Annotated in this window: 13 protein-coding genes and 1 riboswitch; of the genes, 6 read left to right on the forward strand and 7 right to left on the reverse strand. The window is 61.2% G+C overall.

Annotation, left to right across the window (positions count from 1 at the left end):
• Positions 1–62: 62 nt before the first annotated feature.
• Positions 63–1,259: an MFS transporter gene (locus QN224_RS03995; RefSeq protein WP_173510660.1), complete on the reverse strand. Its 1,197-nt coding sequence runs from the start codon at positions 1,257–1,259 to the stop codon at positions 63–65.
• Between the two features lie 110 nt (positions 1,260–1,369).
• Here QN224_RS03995 and QN224_RS04000 point away from each other — a divergent pair, with 110 nt between their 5' ends.
• The 3 genes from QN224_RS04000 (at position 1,370) to ubiA (ending at position 4,268) form a co-directional block, all read left to right on the forward strand.
• On the forward strand, positions 1,370–2,185 hold the full coding sequence (locus QN224_RS04000) for a helix-turn-helix transcriptional regulator (protein ID WP_283975619.1): 816 nt from the start codon (positions 1,370–1,372) through the stop codon (positions 2,183–2,185).
• A gap of 159 nt (positions 2,186–2,344) precedes the next feature.
• Positions 2,345–3,148 carry a MipA/OmpV family protein gene (locus QN224_RS04005; protein WP_283975620.1) on the forward strand — a complete coding sequence of 268 codons (804 nt, stop codon included), beginning with the start codon at positions 2,345–2,347 and terminating at the stop codon, positions 3,146–3,148.
• A 160-nt stretch (positions 3,149–3,308) separates the two neighbouring features.
• Positions 3,309–4,268, forward strand: a complete 960-nt coding sequence (gene ubiA / locus QN224_RS04010; protein WP_283975621.1) for a 4-hydroxybenzoate octaprenyltransferase — start codon at positions 3,309–3,311, stop codon at positions 4,266–4,268.
• A gap of 504 nt (positions 4,269–4,772) precedes the next feature.
• On the opposite strand, the gene QN224_RS04015 is transcribed toward ubiA, so the two are convergent.
• The gene (locus QN224_RS04015; RefSeq protein ID WP_269277509.1) at positions 4,773–5,339 is read right to left on the reverse strand and encodes a DUF6101 family protein; all 567 of its coding nucleotides are present in this window, start codon (positions 5,337–5,339) and stop codon (positions 4,773–4,775) included.
• A gap of 315 nt (positions 5,340–5,654) precedes the next feature.
• Here QN224_RS04015 and QN224_RS04020 point away from each other — a divergent pair, with 315 nt between their 5' ends.
• A complete protein-coding gene (locus QN224_RS04020; RefSeq protein WP_283975622.1) occupies positions 5,655–7,832 on the forward strand; it encodes a DUF1217 domain-containing protein in 2,178 nt (725 codons plus the stop codon).
• A gap of 62 nt (positions 7,833–7,894) precedes the next feature.
• Here QN224_RS04020 and QN224_RS04025 read toward each other — a convergent pair whose 3' ends face one another.
• The 3 genes from QN224_RS04025 to QN224_RS04035 form a co-directional block, all read right to left on the reverse strand.
• Entirely contained in the window at positions 7,895–9,334 is a 1,440-nt protein-coding gene (locus QN224_RS04025; protein ID WP_283975623.1) for an FAD-binding oxidoreductase, read from the reverse strand.
• 28 nt (positions 9,335–9,362) lie between these two features.
• Positions 9,363–10,337 carry an L-threonylcarbamoyladenylate synthase gene (locus QN224_RS04030; RefSeq protein WP_283975624.1) on the reverse strand — a complete coding sequence of 325 codons (975 nt, stop codon included), beginning with the start codon at positions 10,335–10,337 and terminating at the stop codon, positions 9,363–9,365.
• A 202-nt stretch (positions 10,338–10,539) separates the two neighbouring features.
• Complete coding sequence (locus QN224_RS04035; protein ID WP_283975625.1) at positions 10,540–11,139, reverse strand: DUF6656 family protein; 600 nt, start codon at positions 11,137–11,139, stop codon at positions 10,540–10,542.
• Between the two features lie 307 nt (positions 11,140–11,446).
• Positions 11,447–11,648: riboswitch (cobalamin riboswitch) on the forward strand.
• A 107-nt stretch (positions 11,649–11,755) separates the two neighbouring features.
• Here QN224_RS04035 and QN224_RS04040 point away from each other — a divergent pair.
• Together QN224_RS04040 and QN224_RS04045 are read left to right on the forward strand one after the other, a co-directional pair.
• The gene (locus QN224_RS04040) at positions 11,756–13,000 is read left to right on the forward strand and encodes an aromatic ring-hydroxylating dioxygenase subunit alpha (protein WP_283975626.1); all 1,245 of its coding nucleotides are present in this window, start codon (positions 11,756–11,758) and stop codon (positions 12,998–13,000) included.
• Positions 12,997–14,097 (forward strand): hybrid-cluster NAD(P)-dependent oxidoreductase, encoded by a 1,101-nt coding sequence (locus QN224_RS04045; protein ID WP_283975627.1) that lies wholly within the window; start codon positions 12,997–12,999, stop codon positions 14,095–14,097. Before QN224_RS04040 ends, QN224_RS04045 begins: the two co-directional genes overlap by 4 nt.
• Before the next feature lie 29 nt (positions 14,098–14,126).
• On the opposite strand, the gene QN224_RS04050 is transcribed toward QN224_RS04045, so the two are convergent.
• Positions 14,127–15,191, reverse strand: coding sequence for a glycoside hydrolase family 25 protein (locus tag QN224_RS04050; RefSeq protein ID WP_283975628.1), 1,065 nt, complete (start codon positions 15,189–15,191; stop codon positions 14,127–14,129).
• Between the two features lie 184 nt (positions 15,192–15,375).
• A complete protein-coding gene (locus tag QN224_RS04055; RefSeq protein WP_283975629.1) occupies positions 15,376–16,365 on the reverse strand; it encodes a transporter in 990 nt (329 codons plus the stop codon).
• Between the last annotated feature and the right edge of the window lie 59 nt (positions 16,366–16,424).

Here is a 16,424-nt window from a genome sequence, read left to right on the forward strand (position 1 = left end):
CCGGTAACGAGACGGGACGGCGCTCCCCGGGTGGCCCGCCGGCCCCCCAGGGATGGCACATCCTATCTCGCCGGGATCTTCGGCAGCAGCACCGTCAGGATGCCCAGCAACGGCAGGTAGGAGCAGATGTTGTAGACGAACGCGATGCCCTCCCGGTCGGCGAAGATGCCGAGCACCGCGGCGCCCATGCCGCCGAAGCCGAAGGCAAAACCGAAGAAGACGCCAGCTATCAATCCCACGCGACCGGGAACGAGCTCCTGCGCGAAGACGACGATGGCCGAGAAGGCGGACGAAAAGATGAGACCGATGAGGACGCTCAGGACGCACGTCCAGAACAGGTTTGCATAGGGCAGCATGAGCGCGAACGGAATGACGCCGAGGATCGAGAACCAGATGACGAAGCGCGCGCCGTATCGGTCACCGATCGGTCCGCCGAGAAAGGTTCCGGCGGCCGCCGAGCCGAGAAACAGGAACAGCATCAACTGGGCCTGTTGCACGCTCGTGCCGAACTTCTCGATGACGAAAAAGGTGAAATAGCTGGATATGCTGGCGAGATAGACGTTCTTCGTGGCGGTCAGCAAAACAAGGATCGCGATTGCCCAGAGGACGCGAGCTTTCGGCAAGGGAAGCGCACGGTTCGGTGCGGGCCGGTTCATGGTCATGCGGCGGTGCCGTACGTACCACGTGCTGACCCAGGAAAGGACGAAGAAGCCGGTGATCGCAACGATCGAGAACCAGGCGAGACTGCCCTGGCCGAACGGAATGACGATGAAGGCCGCAAGCAGCGGCCCCAGCGCGCTCCCGGCATTGCCCCCGACCTGGAACAGCGATTGCGCCAGCCCGTGGCGGCCGCCAGATGCAAGCCGGGCGACGCGGGAAGATTCAGGATGAAAGATCGCGGAACCGACACCAATCAGGCTCGCCGCCACGAGAAGCATCCAGAAGTCACCGGCGCTTGCGAGGAGGATCAGCCCGGAGCAGGTCGAAAGCATGGCCACGGGCAATGAATAGGGCAGGCCCCACCGGTCGGTAACGATCCCGACCGCAGGCTGCAGCATCGATGCGGTCAATTGAAATGTGAAGGTCAAAAGGCCGATCTGGACGAAGTCGAGCGCGTAGTTCGCCTTCAGCAGCGGGTATAGTGCGGTCAGCAGCGACTGCATGATATCGTTCAGCATATGGCAGAAGCTGACTGCGAGAATGACGGAGAAGGCGGTCTTTTCGGGACTGATGCTGCCCGTCGACGTAACCGAAGCCATGAGATATTTCCTTACGAACGGCTCGTTCCTGAAGTCTTTGCGTCATCTCTAGACGGCTTGTCGCTGGCCTGCTTTTGTGATTTGGTCCAATTCTTTCGCGAGTGGGCCAAATGCCGGAATCGAGAAGAAGTCACCTGCCGCAATTGCCGGATGCAGACCATTTCAGAAGCTTGGAGTGGATCGAGAAAGCGAACGCCCCCGTTCTGGCGATCGGCAAGGACTACGGTTCCGGACTGAAGGTGCCTCCGCACAGCCACAGCCGCACGCAGTTGTGGTGGGCGCGTCACGGCGTCGTCCTCGTGCATACGCCGGGCGGGCGTTGGATGATTCCTCCTGGGCACGCCTTGCTCATTCCCGCCGGCACGGAACACTCGGCCGAGATGGTGAGCGATGTCCGGATGCATTCGATCTACATTTCCGCGGACGCCAGCCCCGCGGACCGGCCGCTGGTGTTGGAGATCACCGCGCTGGTCGCCAGTCTCATTGATGCGCTCGTCGGTGCTGAAAGCGAAGAATCGTCGGAGCGAAGGGAGCAATTGATCATGGATCTGTTGCTGGCGGAGATCCCGCGTCTTGCAGAGCGGCCGTTGGGCTTGCCTTTCCCGCAGAACCACCGGCTTGCCTCGCTGTGCCGGCAGTTCCTGAAGGCACCGTCAGCGACTGCCACCATAGACGAGTGGGCCGATCGGATGGGCATCAGCCGCCGCTCCTTCACGCGCCTTTTTCGACAAGAGACCGGCATCAGCTTCGTCACCTGGCGACAGCAGGCCTGCATCTTCGGTTCGCTGCCGCGCATCGCTGACGGCGAGCCGATCATCGCCGTGGCGCTGGATGCAGGCTACGAGAATGTCGCGGCGTTCACGACCATGTTTCGCCGAATGCTTGGGGCGCCGCCAAGCCTCTATCTGCGGGGCCAATCGGGTTGACAAGATGCCATGGGAAACGAAAGCTGAATTGACCTGGTTAACGGAATCGTAGGAACACACGGCCGATAAAGCGGCGGTGTGTCACATCCGACCTTTCCCCCGCGCTCGTGCCCCGGTACGATCCACCCGCCTGGCGAATGATTCACCCGGAGTTGTTCATTGCGTATCCGCATCGCTTTTCTTTCTGGAGCTTTTTTCTTGCTGGCCGGCACGGCTTCGGCCGGAGACGGCCGCTATATGTGGTCGGGTGACTGGTATCTGAAGGTCGGTGCCACTGGCTTCATCGGTCCGAAATATGAAGGTGCTTCGGACCGGATGTTTCAGGCGGCTCCCTTGGTCTCGCTCGGCAAGGCCGGCAGCAGCGTGCGCTTCTCGTCGCGCAACGACAACATGTCCTACGGGCTCCTCGATCAGGGTGGGATCCGCGCGGGCGTCGTGGGCAAACTGATCTTCGAACGGGACGAGGATAGATCTAGCGATCTGAAGGGCCTCGATCCCGTCAAGTTCGGCGGCGAAATCGGTGGCTTCGCCGAAGTCTATCCGACCGACTGGATGCGTCTGCGCGCCGAGGTTCGCCAAGGCATCCGCAGTCATCATGGTGTCGTCGCAGACGTTGCGGCAGACGCCTTCGTCGATGTCAGCAGCACGGTACGGGTTTCCGGCGGTCCTCGGCTGACCGCTGCGACGAGCGACTATTTCGACGCCTATTATGGTGTGAACAATAGGGAATCGGCCGCATCGGGCCTAAGCACCTATGACCCCGGCGGCGGCATCCACTCCGCCGGCCTCGGCGCCGCGATCACCTGGCAGGCGACCGAGAAGATGGAGACCAGTGCTTATGCCGAATACCGGCGATTGATGGGGCCAGCCGCCGATTCGAGCCTGGTGCGCGAACGCGGGAGCCGCAATCAGCTTCTGGTCGGGCTTTCCGCGACCTATCGCTTCGACTTCACTGTTCCTTGATCGTCGCGGGCGGTTGCCGCTTGACCGCACGGCCCACTGCATGTCTCCTTAAAATCGATCGCGATTTTAAGGGCACAGACATGCAGCAATTCAAAGTGCTACAGCATCCTTTGCGCGTCTGGTTAGACGCGCGGCGCTGTAGGGGAGCCAAACAGAAGCGATGAACACTTCCTCTCTAGATTCCGGCCGCGTCCATGACGCACCGTCCAACAACTGGGTCTATCGAGTCTTGCCACCTGCATTCTGGCCCTATGCACAGCTTGCCCGCTGGGACAGGCCGATCGGCTGGCAGCTTTTGTTGTGGCCTTGCCTCTGGTCGGCCGCGCTGGCTTCCGCGACGGCGGCAAGCCTTGGCAGCTTCTCGGCAGGCCGCTTCCTGTTCCACGTGTTCCTTTTCACGGTCGGTGCTATCGCCATGCGCGGGGCCGGCTGCACCTATAACGACATCGTCGACCACGATATCGATATGGAAGTGGCGCGCACGCGCTCGCGTCCCCTGCCTTCCGGGCGCGTCACGCGCTTCCAGGCGAAGGCGTTCATGGTGCTGCAGGCCTTGGTGGGTCTTCTCGTTCTGCTGCAGTTCAATGGTTTCACTGTTTTCCTTGGTATCGTCTCGCTTGCACTGGTGGCGATCTATCCCTTTGCCAAGCGCTTCACGGACTGGCCGCAATTTTTTCTCGGCCTTGCTTTTTCTTGGGGCGCGATAATGGGTTGGTCGGCGGAGTTCGGCGAACTGTCGCTTGCCTCCGTTGTGCTCTACGGCGCCGCGATCGCCTGGACCATCGGCTACGACACCATCTACGCCTACCAGGACAGGGAGGATGACGAATTGATCGGCGTCCGCTCGACCGCCCGCCGGTTCGGTGACAATCCTCGGCCGTGGCTGATCGGGCTCTACGGATTAGCCGTCCTGCTGATGTTGCTGGCCTTCGTCGCGGCGGGAGCGGGCTTCTTCGCTTACGCAGGTCTTCTGGTCGCGGCGGTCATGCTTGGCTACCAGATCCTGGTGCTGAATATCCACGATCCGCTGCAGTGTCTTGCATTATTCAAGTTCAACAGCGTCGTCGGCCTCATTGTTTTCGCCGGGCTGGTCCTGACGCTGCTTGTACGCCTGATATGAAAAAATCCTCCGGCAGGGTCCGGAGGATGTGTAGGCTTCGGTTCGACCGAGCATCTCGGTCAGGGTCGTCCGTTCGGTCGTGGCGCCTCTTTACGCCCAGCTCGGTTCGCTCTCCGCCGTGCGCGACTTGACGACAGCGCGTGCGCGGAAAACAGCCCGAATGGCGATGAGGACGGCGAGCAGGTGCTTGCGCATGCGGTTCTCCTTCATTCGTGCCTCTCGCTATGGAGCGCATATGGCATGAAGAAGGCGAAACCACTGTTTCTACGGTAACATTTCCCGCAACGTGCGGATAAAGCTCCACCACAAATCGGCCTTCGGACGACATCCGTACCGGACCGCGTACAGCGCCGCGCGTCCTATCAGACGCGCAAAGGACGCTGTAGCACTTTGAATTGCTGCATGTTTTGATCCTTAAATCGGCTACGATTTAAGGAAACATGCAGTAAACGACGAAGACCGGCCGCAGGGTCGGCCGGTCTTCGCACTGGAGATTGATCAAGGTCAGGACCGGGCGATAATCTCGCGCCCGTTTATTTTCATGTGAACGCCGAGTTCTCCGGTCGAGCGGCGCACGAGAAAGCGCGGCCGGCGTTCGGCGAAAAAGGAGTGGCGGCGGCGTGGCTTCACCGGAGCGGTGCGGACATCGCCGAGGTGTTCCTCCAGCGGACGGGCGACACCGTCGGCTTCGACCATCAGCATCGGGATGCGATAGGCCTCTGCCCAGGCCCGCCAGTCGGCGGCAATGTCGGAAAGGTCGTGGGCGACGAGCAACGGGATGCAAAGATCCGGATCGTCGTGATGGAGTTCTAGTGTCACTGTAACCTCCCCGTCGCCATGGTCGATGGCCCGCGCTGCAACACCCCGGAACGCGCGTGCGGGCAAGGCGATCGAAAGCGGCAGGCCGCTTGATGGTAGCACCTTGCGCAAAACAGCGCCACGCTCGTCGAGGCTGATGGTGACATTGCCGTCATGGCCGCGCAAGGCGTAGGTCGCCTGCTGCGGAAAACGCTTCGGATCGAGCCTCAGCTTGTTTTCAACCCAAGCCGGTTGAGAAAGTGTGTTGCGCATTTCAAATCGCCCTTGTTTTCCTTGAGAGCCGGTTCCCGGTCTTCTCGTCGGGACTTTTCGTCCTCTATGGGCGGGAGAATAGGCAGCCGCTCTTCCGGACGGCTTAAAAATTGCGGTTAAAAAAACTTTGCGTGGCCCGATGGTTAGCAAAAGCCGACCCGTCAAGGTTTCTTCTTCGTCAACGAAATTGCCGCGATTCTTCCAACCGCGAACGAGCTCCGGAAAAGCCACACACAAGTCTCCCGTGAGATGATGTGGCGTCAGAATTCTGTTTTGGTGGGGCGCGTCCCGCCGGCAATCGACAAGGCGACGGGCATGGTTTCGACCTATATCGACTACAATCTCATCACCCGCGACATGAGGGCCAGTCTCAACCGCGTGTCGATCCAGCCGCTGGTCGCGCGCGAGGCCGAGTATTACAAAGCGAATATCGGCAAGGTGACTTCGGTCGACGAATTTCTCGACGATTACCGTCTTTATTCCTACGCGATGAAGGCCCACGGTCTCGAGGACATGACTTACGCGGTCGCTTTCATGCGCAAGGTCCTCGAGAGCGATCTGAAGGACGACAACAGCTTTGCCAATCGCCTGACGGACGAGCGGTATCGCAACTTCGCCGAAGCATTCAGTTTCGGTTCCTCGACCGCGGTTGCGCAGACCGACGCCCAGACCGATGCGCTGATCGGCCTCTACAGCGAGACGATCGCCAACGAGTCGAATGTGCTCAATGCAGAGACGAGCTATTACAACGCGGTGATCGATACCGTGACAGATGTCGACCAGTTCCTGGGCAACGAGCGCCTGAGGACCTATGCGATGAAGGCCTTCGACTTCGATCCCAAATACACTTCCTATTCTCATTTGAGACAGATTCTGACTAGCGACGTCAACGACCCGAACAGCTACGTTAACAAGCTCGGCAGCAGCACGGCGCTGGATTTCGCGAAGGCGTTCAATTTCCAGACCGACGGGAGTCTGCCGACGAGCACGCTGGCGCAGAGTGCGGCGCAAAAGAGCGCCATCAACGAGAACTACATCCTGAACGCCAGCGACCGCGTGACCTCCGCGGAGGCTCTGCTCAACAAGGGCTATTACGAGGCGACGATCGGCAGCATCACGACGGTTGCCGACTTGAAATCCAATACCCGCTTGCTGAACTACGTGGTGACCGCGTTTGGATTGCCGCCGAGCACTTTGACGACGACGGTCGAGAACATCCTCACCAGCGATCTCGACGACCCCAACAGCTACGCCAACACGATGGGCGGCGAGCACAATGCCGCCTACAAGGTGATGGCCGCCGCCTTCAATTTCCAGACGGACGGCACCCTCGCCAGCAGCGATCCCGCGCAAACGGCGGCGCAAATGGCGACGACATCTGACGGTTACATGGTCCATTACAACGATAAGGACGATGCTGCCGACGAGGCGCTGATTTCACGCTTCAAGATGCTGGTCAACACGCTGACGAGCGTCGATAACCTGCTCAACGATTCCAGCATGATGACGCTAGCGCTGCGCGCCTTCGGCCTTGAGGAGGAGGGCGACAGCTTGCGTAAACTGAGAAAAGTCCTGACCAGCGATCTCGGCGACCCCGACAGCTACGCCAACTCTCTCAGGGACGAGCGCTACGTGAAGCTCGCCAAGGCATTCAATTTCGAGCCCGACGGCACGCTCGGCGCACCGAAGCTGGCGCAGTCGGAGGCGGAGATCCTCAACACGTCCAAGGCCTACGTTATCGAAAAGAGCCGTTTCGGAACCGACGAGGACAAGGCCAAGGCGACGGAAGAGGCGAAGTACTACAGTGCCGAGATCGAGAAGATCGAAACGCTTGACGATTTTCTCGGCAACCGTCGCCTGGTTGATTTCGTCCTTGTCGCCGCCGGCATCGATCCTGAAACCGTCGAGACGAGCTATCTCCGGGAAATGTTTGCCTCCGATCTCGACGATCCGGAGAGCTTTATCAACACCGAGAGCGACACGCGCTACCGCGAGATCGTGGCCTCATTCAATTTCGATATCGACGGAAAGCTTGCTCGCGGGGCCGCGGGCGAAATCCAGACCCGGCGCGGCATCATTGCCACGATGGATCTCTATCTCAACCAGACGCTGGAAGAGAATGCCGGCGCGGACAATGCCGGTGTCCGCCTGGCGCTCTATTTCAAGCGCATGGCCTCCGACGTCAACACGGCTTACGACCTTCTTGCTGACAGCGCCTTGATGCAGGTCGTCAGAACCGCCTTCAGCATCCCGCAGGAGATGGCAAGCAGCGACATCGATGTTCAGGCCGAATATATCAAGCGCGTGCTGGATATCGCCGACCTTCATGATCCGGAGAAGCTCGAGAAACTTCTGCAGCGTTTCACCGCTCTCTATGACGTCGAAAACAACACCGATGTCTCGCCCGCCGCCATCGTCCTGTCGGGCAGCGGCGGCTTCGGCATCAGCGCCGACACGCTGATGCAACTGACGCAACTGAGGATGGGCGGTTAGAGCAATTCGACGAAAGGTGTAGCGGTTTCCCGCTCGCGCCCCGCTCCAGCTTTTGGCATCGGTCACGTTGAGCTGGAGCGCAGCACCTTGTCGGGATTCATGATGCCTGCTGGGTCAAAGGCATGCTTGATCCGTTGCATCAGCTCGATCTCGATCGCCGGGCGGATTTCCGCAAGCTCGTCACGTTTCAGCTGGCCGATGCCGTGCTCGGCCGAAATCGATCCGCGATATCTCAGCACGATGCCGTGGACGATGGCGTTTATTTCGCGCCAACGGTCCAGGAACGCCTGCTTGTCGGCGCCGACCGGCTGGGAAATGTTGTAGTGGATGTTGCCGTCGCCCATGTGGCCGAAGGAGCATATGCGCGCCCCGGGTATGGCTTTCATGACGGCGGCATCGGCCTCCGCAATGAAGGCGGGGATGCTCGATACCGGCACCGAAACATCGTGCTTGATGGAGCCGCCTTCCGGTTTCTGTGCCGGCGACATGCTCTCGCGCATATGCCACAGCGCCTTGCGCTGTGCCTCGCTTGTCGCGATGACGGCGTTCTCAACGAGACCATCGTTGACGCCAGCTTCGAGCACGCCCTGCACCAAACGCTCCGCGCTTTCGGCGGAATCCGACGTCGAGATATCGATCAAGGCATACCAGGGATGGACCGTCGGCATGGGGTCGCGCACGCCCGGAATGTGCCTCGTGGTGAACTCAATGCCTATCCTCGGCATCAGCTCGAAGCCCGTCAGCGCCGGGCCGCAGAGGCTCGATGCCCGGTCAAAAAGACGAAGTGCATCCTCGACGCTGCCGAGACCAGCGAAAGCGACTTGATGGCCAAGCGGCTTTGGGAGCAGCTTCAGCACGGCGCCGGTAATGACGCCAAGCGTTCCTTCGGCGCCGATGAAGAGGTCGCGAAGATCGTAGCCGGTATTGTCCTTCTTCAGCCGCCGCAATCCGTCCCAGATCTCGCCGGTCGGGAGCACGACTTCCAGCCCCAGGCAAAGCTGGCGCATGTTGCCATAGGCAAGCACGGCCGTACCGCCGGCATTGGTCGAGAGATTGCCGCCGATGCGGGCCGAGCCTTCGGAACCGAGCGACAGCGGGAAAAGGCGCCCGTGGTCGTCAGCCGCTTTCTGGATGTCCGCCAGGATGCAGCCCGCATCGGCGACGATGATATTGCCGACCGGATCGATGTCGCGAATGCGGTTCAGCCGCTCAAGCGAGAGGACCATGTCGGCCTTGCCTTCGCGCGGGATCTGGCCGGCCACATGTCCGGTATTGCCTCCCTGGGGGACGATGGCCGTGCGGGTCTGGCTGGCGAGGCGCATGATGCGCGAGACTTCCTCGACGGAACCGGGCCTGAGGACGAGTGGGGTTGTGCCGTGATAGAGCCCGCGCGATTCGACAAGGTAAGGTGCGGTTTCCGCCGGGCTGCTCAGCGCATTGGCGCTACCGACGATGTCGATGAAAGAGGCGATCAATTCCGGAGAAAGAAGTGGGGTCGTCATGATCGTGCTCTCATTTTCAGCAAGTTGTTCAAGCTCTGGGGGCTGCTGCCCGCTGCAGGCGATCGATGATCGCCTCCCCGAGACCTTCTTCCGGCACAGGACCGAAGGCTATCGTCCGAGCGCCGCTGGCATCCGCTTGCTTCATGTAGTCGAAAAGGTTGGCGGCCGCCTCGCGAAGATTGCCGCCGGGGCTGAGGTCCAGCACGATCGTCGCGCCGCTCTCGCCCGGAAGCGGTCTGCCTCCGAAGCGGATCAGCGCTTCTCCGGCACAAACGTCCTCGGCATTCAGCCTCACGGCTGCGCCCGGCGCATAATGTGAAGCAAGCATGCCCGGCGCCTCGATCGTCGAGCCGGCGCTTTCGGGCCGCAGGACCTCGCGTCCCGTCAGTTTCTCTATCGCCGCGGCGTCCAGCCCACCGGGCCTCAGAAGCCGCAGTGCCCCGTCTTCAACCTTGATGATCGTCGACTCGAGGCCGATTTCAGCCGGGCCGGCATCAAGGATGAGTTTCAGCCTGGAGCCTAGGTCGGCCTGCACGTGGGCTGCGCTGGTCGGGCTTATCTTCCCCGAAGTGTTGGCACTCGGCGCCGCGAGCGGGCGTCCGAAGCGGGCGATCACCTGGCGCGAGAAGCCGTCGGGCATGCGGATGCCGAGCGTTTCGAGACCGGCCGAGGCGAGCGCATGGACGGCGCTCTCGCGCCGTTGCGGCAGGATCAGGGTCAGCGGGCCAGGCCAGAAGGCCTCGGCAAGACGACGCGAGATCGGGTCGAACGTGACGTGAGCTTCAGCCATCGTCATATCCGAGACATGGCAAATCAACGGATTGAAACGCGGCCGGCCTTTCATCTCGTAAATGCGGCTGATCGCATCGGGGTTGCTGGCATCCGCTGCAAGGCCATAGACCGTCTCCGTCGGGATCGCGACAGGCTCGCCCCCGGAAAGAACGGCGCAGGCTATCTCGATCGCCCGGTCCGGTTCTGTGCGTGTATCGATGATTTCGGCCATGGCAGTTCCGTTTGCCCTTTCCGTCGCTTCCTTAAAGGAGGTGTGGGGAAAACAGAACGATTTTCTTCGTCAATGCATGTCGCCCAAAAGTGCGCAGCGGTTTTGAGACAACGACATGCATGAAAACAAAGAGCGCATGTCGCCTAAAAGTGCGCAGCGGTTTGGGACAACGACATGCATGCAAACAAGGACCGGCTGCGCGTCAGAGACTGCGAATGATCTGGCGCAGCGCATCGTCCCGCGCGCCCAGCATCAAGACGTTCTTGAGCGCGATCTTCGGGTCCTGCGTCCGGAAGATCAGGCCGTTACCGCGGACATCGCGGTTGATGACCATCCGGCCTTCCTCGTCGCCAGGCTCGATGGCCACGGCGAAATACATCCGCGAATAGCCTGTCTGTATCCGATCGAAGAAATGCGTCTCGTCACCGAGATCGGAAAAGAAGTTCGCAAAATAGAAAGCCCAGGGGAGATCGCGCGACTGGGGAAGGTGCGTTTTTGCGGCGGTCACGTGGCAGTAGCCGAGATGCGGACTGTTCGGGAGCGTGCGGTGGAAGACCATCTTCGGAAACTGGATCGATGCATGGAAAGCGTTGATCCGCTTGTGGGTGGTCTCGCCGGCCGCCGCCAGTTTCCGCCCGGTCCGCTCGGCGACTTCCTCATGCGTCAGGTAGCGCCGCTGCTCGGCTACCCAGTGCCGTCGGCGGTCGATTCGTCCGGTTCGGAGGAACTCCGCATGTGGTGTGGTCCTGGGCGCTGGCAGCGAGGCTCTCGGGGCGGCGTCATAGTATCTGAGTTTTGCCATCGGCGTCGGCGCCATCCTGTCCGCGAATTGATCCGTTGCGGAATGCTAGCCGTTCAGGGTTAACAGATAATTTTTCAACGCATTCGTCGATGGTGCTCGCACGGGACGAATGTCGCAAAATGGCCAGTCAACTTCGTGCCGGAGATGGCGCTGCCAAAAAAAATCGCCAGTTGCTTAAATTTTCTACTATCACATTGTTTCTAATGAACAATCTTTATGGTTGCTTCGCGATTGAACACGAGAATGTCGTGTCGCCTTTCCGGAATCGGATGTCGTCAATCGGCAGATGCCGAACTGCTGCGCGCGCTTAGATAGGAACACTCAAGGTGCCGCTCCAGGGAAGGCGGAGAATTGGGAAGCCGGTCAGATCCCGGCGCTGCCCCCGCAACGGTGGTGGAGCGAAAGCCACGGCAAAAGGCCACTGGACGGTGTGTCCGGGAAGGCGCCGGGCTGGTCCCTCGCGGGGCCGCTCCAGAGCCCGGAAACCAGCCTTGGGACGAAATATCGACCGTAACTGGTTGCGGCGGGCAGCCGGATCGGAACCGTTGATGCGCCGGTATCTTTATCGGTGCTGGTTCCTGTCCTGCCTCTCCGAACTGATGAACGAGGATAGGACATGGACGTTCAGAACGATATGCTGCGCCGGCTGAAAACCCGCCGTGAAGGCTATAGCCTCGACCGGGCCTTCTACACCGACCCGGATTATTACCGGCAAGACCTTGAGCACATCTGGTACAAGGACTGGCTCTTCATCGGCCACGACTGCGAAATTCCGAGAGCCGGCAACTACTTCACCGTTCAGGTCGGTGACTATCCGATCGTCATCGTCCGTGACCGGCAGGGAACGATCCGGGCGCTCCACAATTCCTGCCGCCACCGCGGTTCGCGCGTCTGCACGCAACACAAGGGCTCTTCAGCCAAGCTCGTCTGTCCCTATCACCAATGGACCTACGAACTCGACGGCAAGCTGCTCTTCGCCCGGCAAATGCCCGAAGGCTTCGACCCGGCTGAGCACAGCCTGAAACCAGTCCATTGCGAAACCGTGGGCGGCTACATCTTCATCAGCCTTGCCGACAAGCCGATGGATTTCCAGCCGTTCCGCGACATGGCCGCAGGCTATCTCGCACCGCATCGTCTCGGCGAAACCAAGGTCGCCTATGAGAGCACCATCGTCGAGAAGGGCAATTGGAAGCTTGTCTGGGAGAACAACCGCGAGTGCTACCATTGCGCCGCTAACCATCCGGAGCTTTGCCGCACCTACCCCGAAGCCCCGACGGTGACAGGCGTCCAGGGAGCGATGAACGACCCGGAGATCGGCGCCCATTGGGAAAAGTGCGAGGCGGCGGGCCTTCCGAGCACCTTCAGGATTGCGCCGACCGGCCAGTTTCGTATGACAAGAATGCCGCTGATCAACGGCGCCGAGAGCTACACCATGTCCGGTCAGGCCGCAGTCCGCAAACAGCTTTCGGCGGGCGTCAACACGCGCGGGATCGGCACGCTGCTGCTCTTCCACTACCCGACGACCTGGAACCATGTGCTCGGCGATCACGCGATCACCTTCCGCGTGTTGCCGCTGGGGCCGGAATTGACGCAGGTCACCACCAAATGGCTGGTCAGCAAGGACGCGGTCGAGGGCGTCGATTACACGATCGAGGACTTGACCCATGTCTGGACGGAGACCAACGACCAGGACCGGCAGATCGTCGAAGAAAATGCCTTCGGCATCCGCTCGCCGGCCTATGAGCCTGGCCCCTATTCGGCGGAGCACGAGGGCGGCGTGATGCAGTTCGTCGAATGGTACTGCAATTTCATGCAGAACCGTCTGCAGGGCGACGCCGCTCCTCTCTCGCGGGTGGCATGACCATGGAAATGCCCCTGTCCTTCCGCCACTTCGATGAACTGCACCCGTGGATCGATCGCCAGCACCTGCTTGAGTGCATTTCGGCCGTCGTCGAGACCGCGGATGTGATGACCTTCACCTTCCGCTCGGACAAGCCTTCGTGGTTTCGCTATCTGCCGGGGCAGTTCGTCACGCTCGAACTGCCCGTCGGCGAAGAGCCGGCGATGCGCACCTACACGCTGTCGTCTTCGCCGTCGCGACCGCTCTCGATAGCCGTCACCGTCAAGGCGCAGCCGGGCAGTATCGGCACCCGCTGGATGTTCGACAACCTGAAGCCGGGCATGAGGCTGAAGGCGCTCGGGCCGCTTGGCGATTTCAGTTTCGTTCGCCATCCGGGCGAGAAATATCTGTTTATCTCGGCCGGTTCCGGGGTGACGCCGATGATGTCGATGACGCGGTGGATGGCCGACTGCGCGCCCGACACGGACGTCACCTTCATTTCCTGCGCCCGCCGGCCGGAGGATCTCCTGTTCCGCTCCGAGTTGGAGGTTCTCGCCCGCCAGATGCCACGGCTCAATATCGGCTTTCTCGTGGAAGGCCACGAGGCGCGTGACGGATGGCACGGACTGCGCGGCCGCATCGACGCGACGAAATTGCCTCTGCTCGCGCCGGACTTCCTCGAGAGGACGGTGTTTTGCTGCGGGCCCGAACCTTTCATGCGCGGCGTCAGGGAGATGCTGAAAGGCACCGGCTTCGATATGGCGCGTTATCACGAAGAGAGCTTTCAGCCGGCCGCCGCGCCGGCAGCCGAGGAACTTGCGGTTCGCGCCGGACCTGCGGCGGGCGCTCCGGCCGAGGCGATGCGGGTAAGCTTTACCATGAGCGGCAAGGACGTGACGGCCGTGCCGGGCCAGACGATCCTGCAGACCGCGCGCGCCAATGGCGTCAGGATCGGTGCGGCCTGCGAGGGCGGCATCTGCGGTACATGCCGGGTGATGAAGGTCGCCGGCGATGTCGAGATGAAGCACAATGGCGGCATTCTCGATGACGAGATCGAGGAAGGCTACATCCTTGCCTGTTGCTCGCGGCCGCTCGGCGACGTGCAGATCGAGGCGTAAAAGCCGCGGCTTCTTCCCGGAAGGGGGCCTTAGCGCCGCTCCGCCTGGTGGGGCAGGTGTGCTTCGGCTGCTTTGACGGCAATCGAGCCGGTAACGGTCATGTCGACCCCGCTGCCCGACTTGCTCGCGGCCGTTGCCCGGCTCACGAGCAATGCCGGCCGCTCGAACGAGACGGCGGCCCTGGCGCTGGCTGCTGGCGCCGTGCCGCGCGTCGCCGCGGCGACAACGGTCAAAACCGGCGCCTTCTCCGGCAGCAGGGCACCTTGCGCCCAGACGGCCTTCAGCGCGGAGACTGGCATGGCGGCGACGTTCACGTCGATATCGTTAAGCGTGCCGGGCACTCGGTACGGGCAGCGCCGCTTGCCGCAATTGTGCGACGACGAGAATTGCCAGAGCGCGTAACTGTCCCAGTTCCCCATCGGAAACACCTTGCGGATGTCGGGCTTGTAGCGGGCGTACCAGAGCGGAAGGCGAGATAGCAGCCGATGCTTGAGGCGGTTGGCGGCGATGTGCTTCGCGGTGATGTGGTTGGTATAGAGGATCGGATAGCGGCCTGTGCGGGTCTTGATGTGCCCGGCGAAGATGGCGGCATCTTCCAGTGACATGTATTTTTCCGGATCGATCCCCTCGATATCGAGGACCATCACCTCGTCGTCGCGGGGATCGGCATAGTCGAGGAAGTGGTTGGCCTGATCGACAGGATTGCCGGGCCGAGCCAGATGGTAGGCGCCCCAGAGCAGGCCATGCGAGCGGGCGATCATTCGGCGGGTCTGGTAAAGTTCGCGGCTGACGGCGTATTTGCGCCACATCGTCTTGCAGTGGGCTACCGTGTCGCCGCCATGGTCTCCGGTGCAGGAGAAGCTTTCGGGCAGGCCGTCGGACGCCTTTGCGATGAACCCGGCAATACGCTTGTCCTTCAGCATCACTTCCCAGTCGATGCTGTTCATCTCATAAGCATCGACAATGATGGCGTTCTGCCGCTGCTTCCAAGGTTCCAGGTCACTCGCGCGTGCATTCGCCGCCGCGAAGGTCAGACCCAAGAGGGCCACCAGGCGCAAGATCGTCCCCGAGATCGAGAGTCCCCGCTTTTCCATTCACTGAGATTGCCGACATTAGCGTTAAAAGGTCGTAAATCTCAGCCCCGAATTGATCCTGCGCGAGACGAGCGCTCCTGTACATAGACTTCAGGCAGAAGCGTGGCGGCGAAGTTCGGCTCTGGATTGTAGCGTTACCGGCGCGGTTCGATGGAGCCGGTCGCGTCCGGCCCTTCGCCGCGACCTATAAAATGCCTATGCGGCGCAGAATGAGCCAGGCAAGGCCCATGGAACACGCGATGATCAAGGCGGCGTAGAGCGTCCCGCCACCGTCAGCGAAGGGCAGGGCTCCCGTGTTCATACCGAAGAAACCGGTCACCAATGTCGGCGGCAAAAGGAACGCGGTCATCAGCGACAGAATGTAGAGATGTCGGTTGGTCTCCGAGGAAATCTTGCTGTCGATTTCCTCGTGGAGAAGCCTTGCGCGTTCCTGGAGTGCGAAGACATCCCGGTCAACCGCCTCCAATCGGTCGGAAAGCCGCTCCGCCGCGTCGATGAAACCCGGCGGCACCTCGTCCTCCTCCGACGCTCCGGCCCGGCGCAGCAGGGCGAGAATGGTTCTCAGATGCCGGTGCAGCCGCACCACGGTCCTGCGCAGCGGCGCGAGCCCTGGTTGCTGCCTGTGCCCGATCTCTCCGTAGACATGATCCTCGATGACGTTCAGTTCTTCGGTGAGTTCCAGCACGAGCGTGATCAACGTGCGCTGGAACTCGACGACGAGCATTTCGAAGAGGTCGATCGGCCGGCTGCATCTGGCGCTTTTCTCGACTGCCGCCTTTACGCGATCGATGCTGCGCAGTGGATGCAGCCGCGTCGTAATGATGATCTTGTCGCTGACGGCAAAATGCAGCCAGCCGATCGTTTTCGTGACCGCGTCGAACGTGCGCTCGAAGTCCACCAGCGTTCCATGGACGACGTCCTCGGAAACGGTGATTGCGGCCTGTGTGTCGTGACTGGTCAGCGTGGCAATAGCCGACTGCGGAAGGTTGCTGATGCGCTCGATCAGGGCGGGCGTGCGCGCATCGCTGAGCGCGAGATGCAGCCATATCCAGCCGTCACCGTCAGAAAGGGTGTCGATCGACGAGTCGGTGGCAATGCGTTGGCATCGGCTTTCTCCCGGTATGAAGCGGTAGGCCCAGACGAGGCCCGGTATCTCGGGAGAAATCAGGTTCATCGCAGCGCCTTGGCTGGAGCGGGATCATGGAAAAGTGTGAGCGATTTTCCGCCTGCATC

Origin of the sequence: Sinorhizobium sp. 7-81 (assembly GCF_030124405.1) — a bacterium.
GTDB lineage: Bacteria > Pseudomonadota > Alphaproteobacteria > Rhizobiales > Rhizobiaceae > Sinorhizobium > Sinorhizobium psoraleae.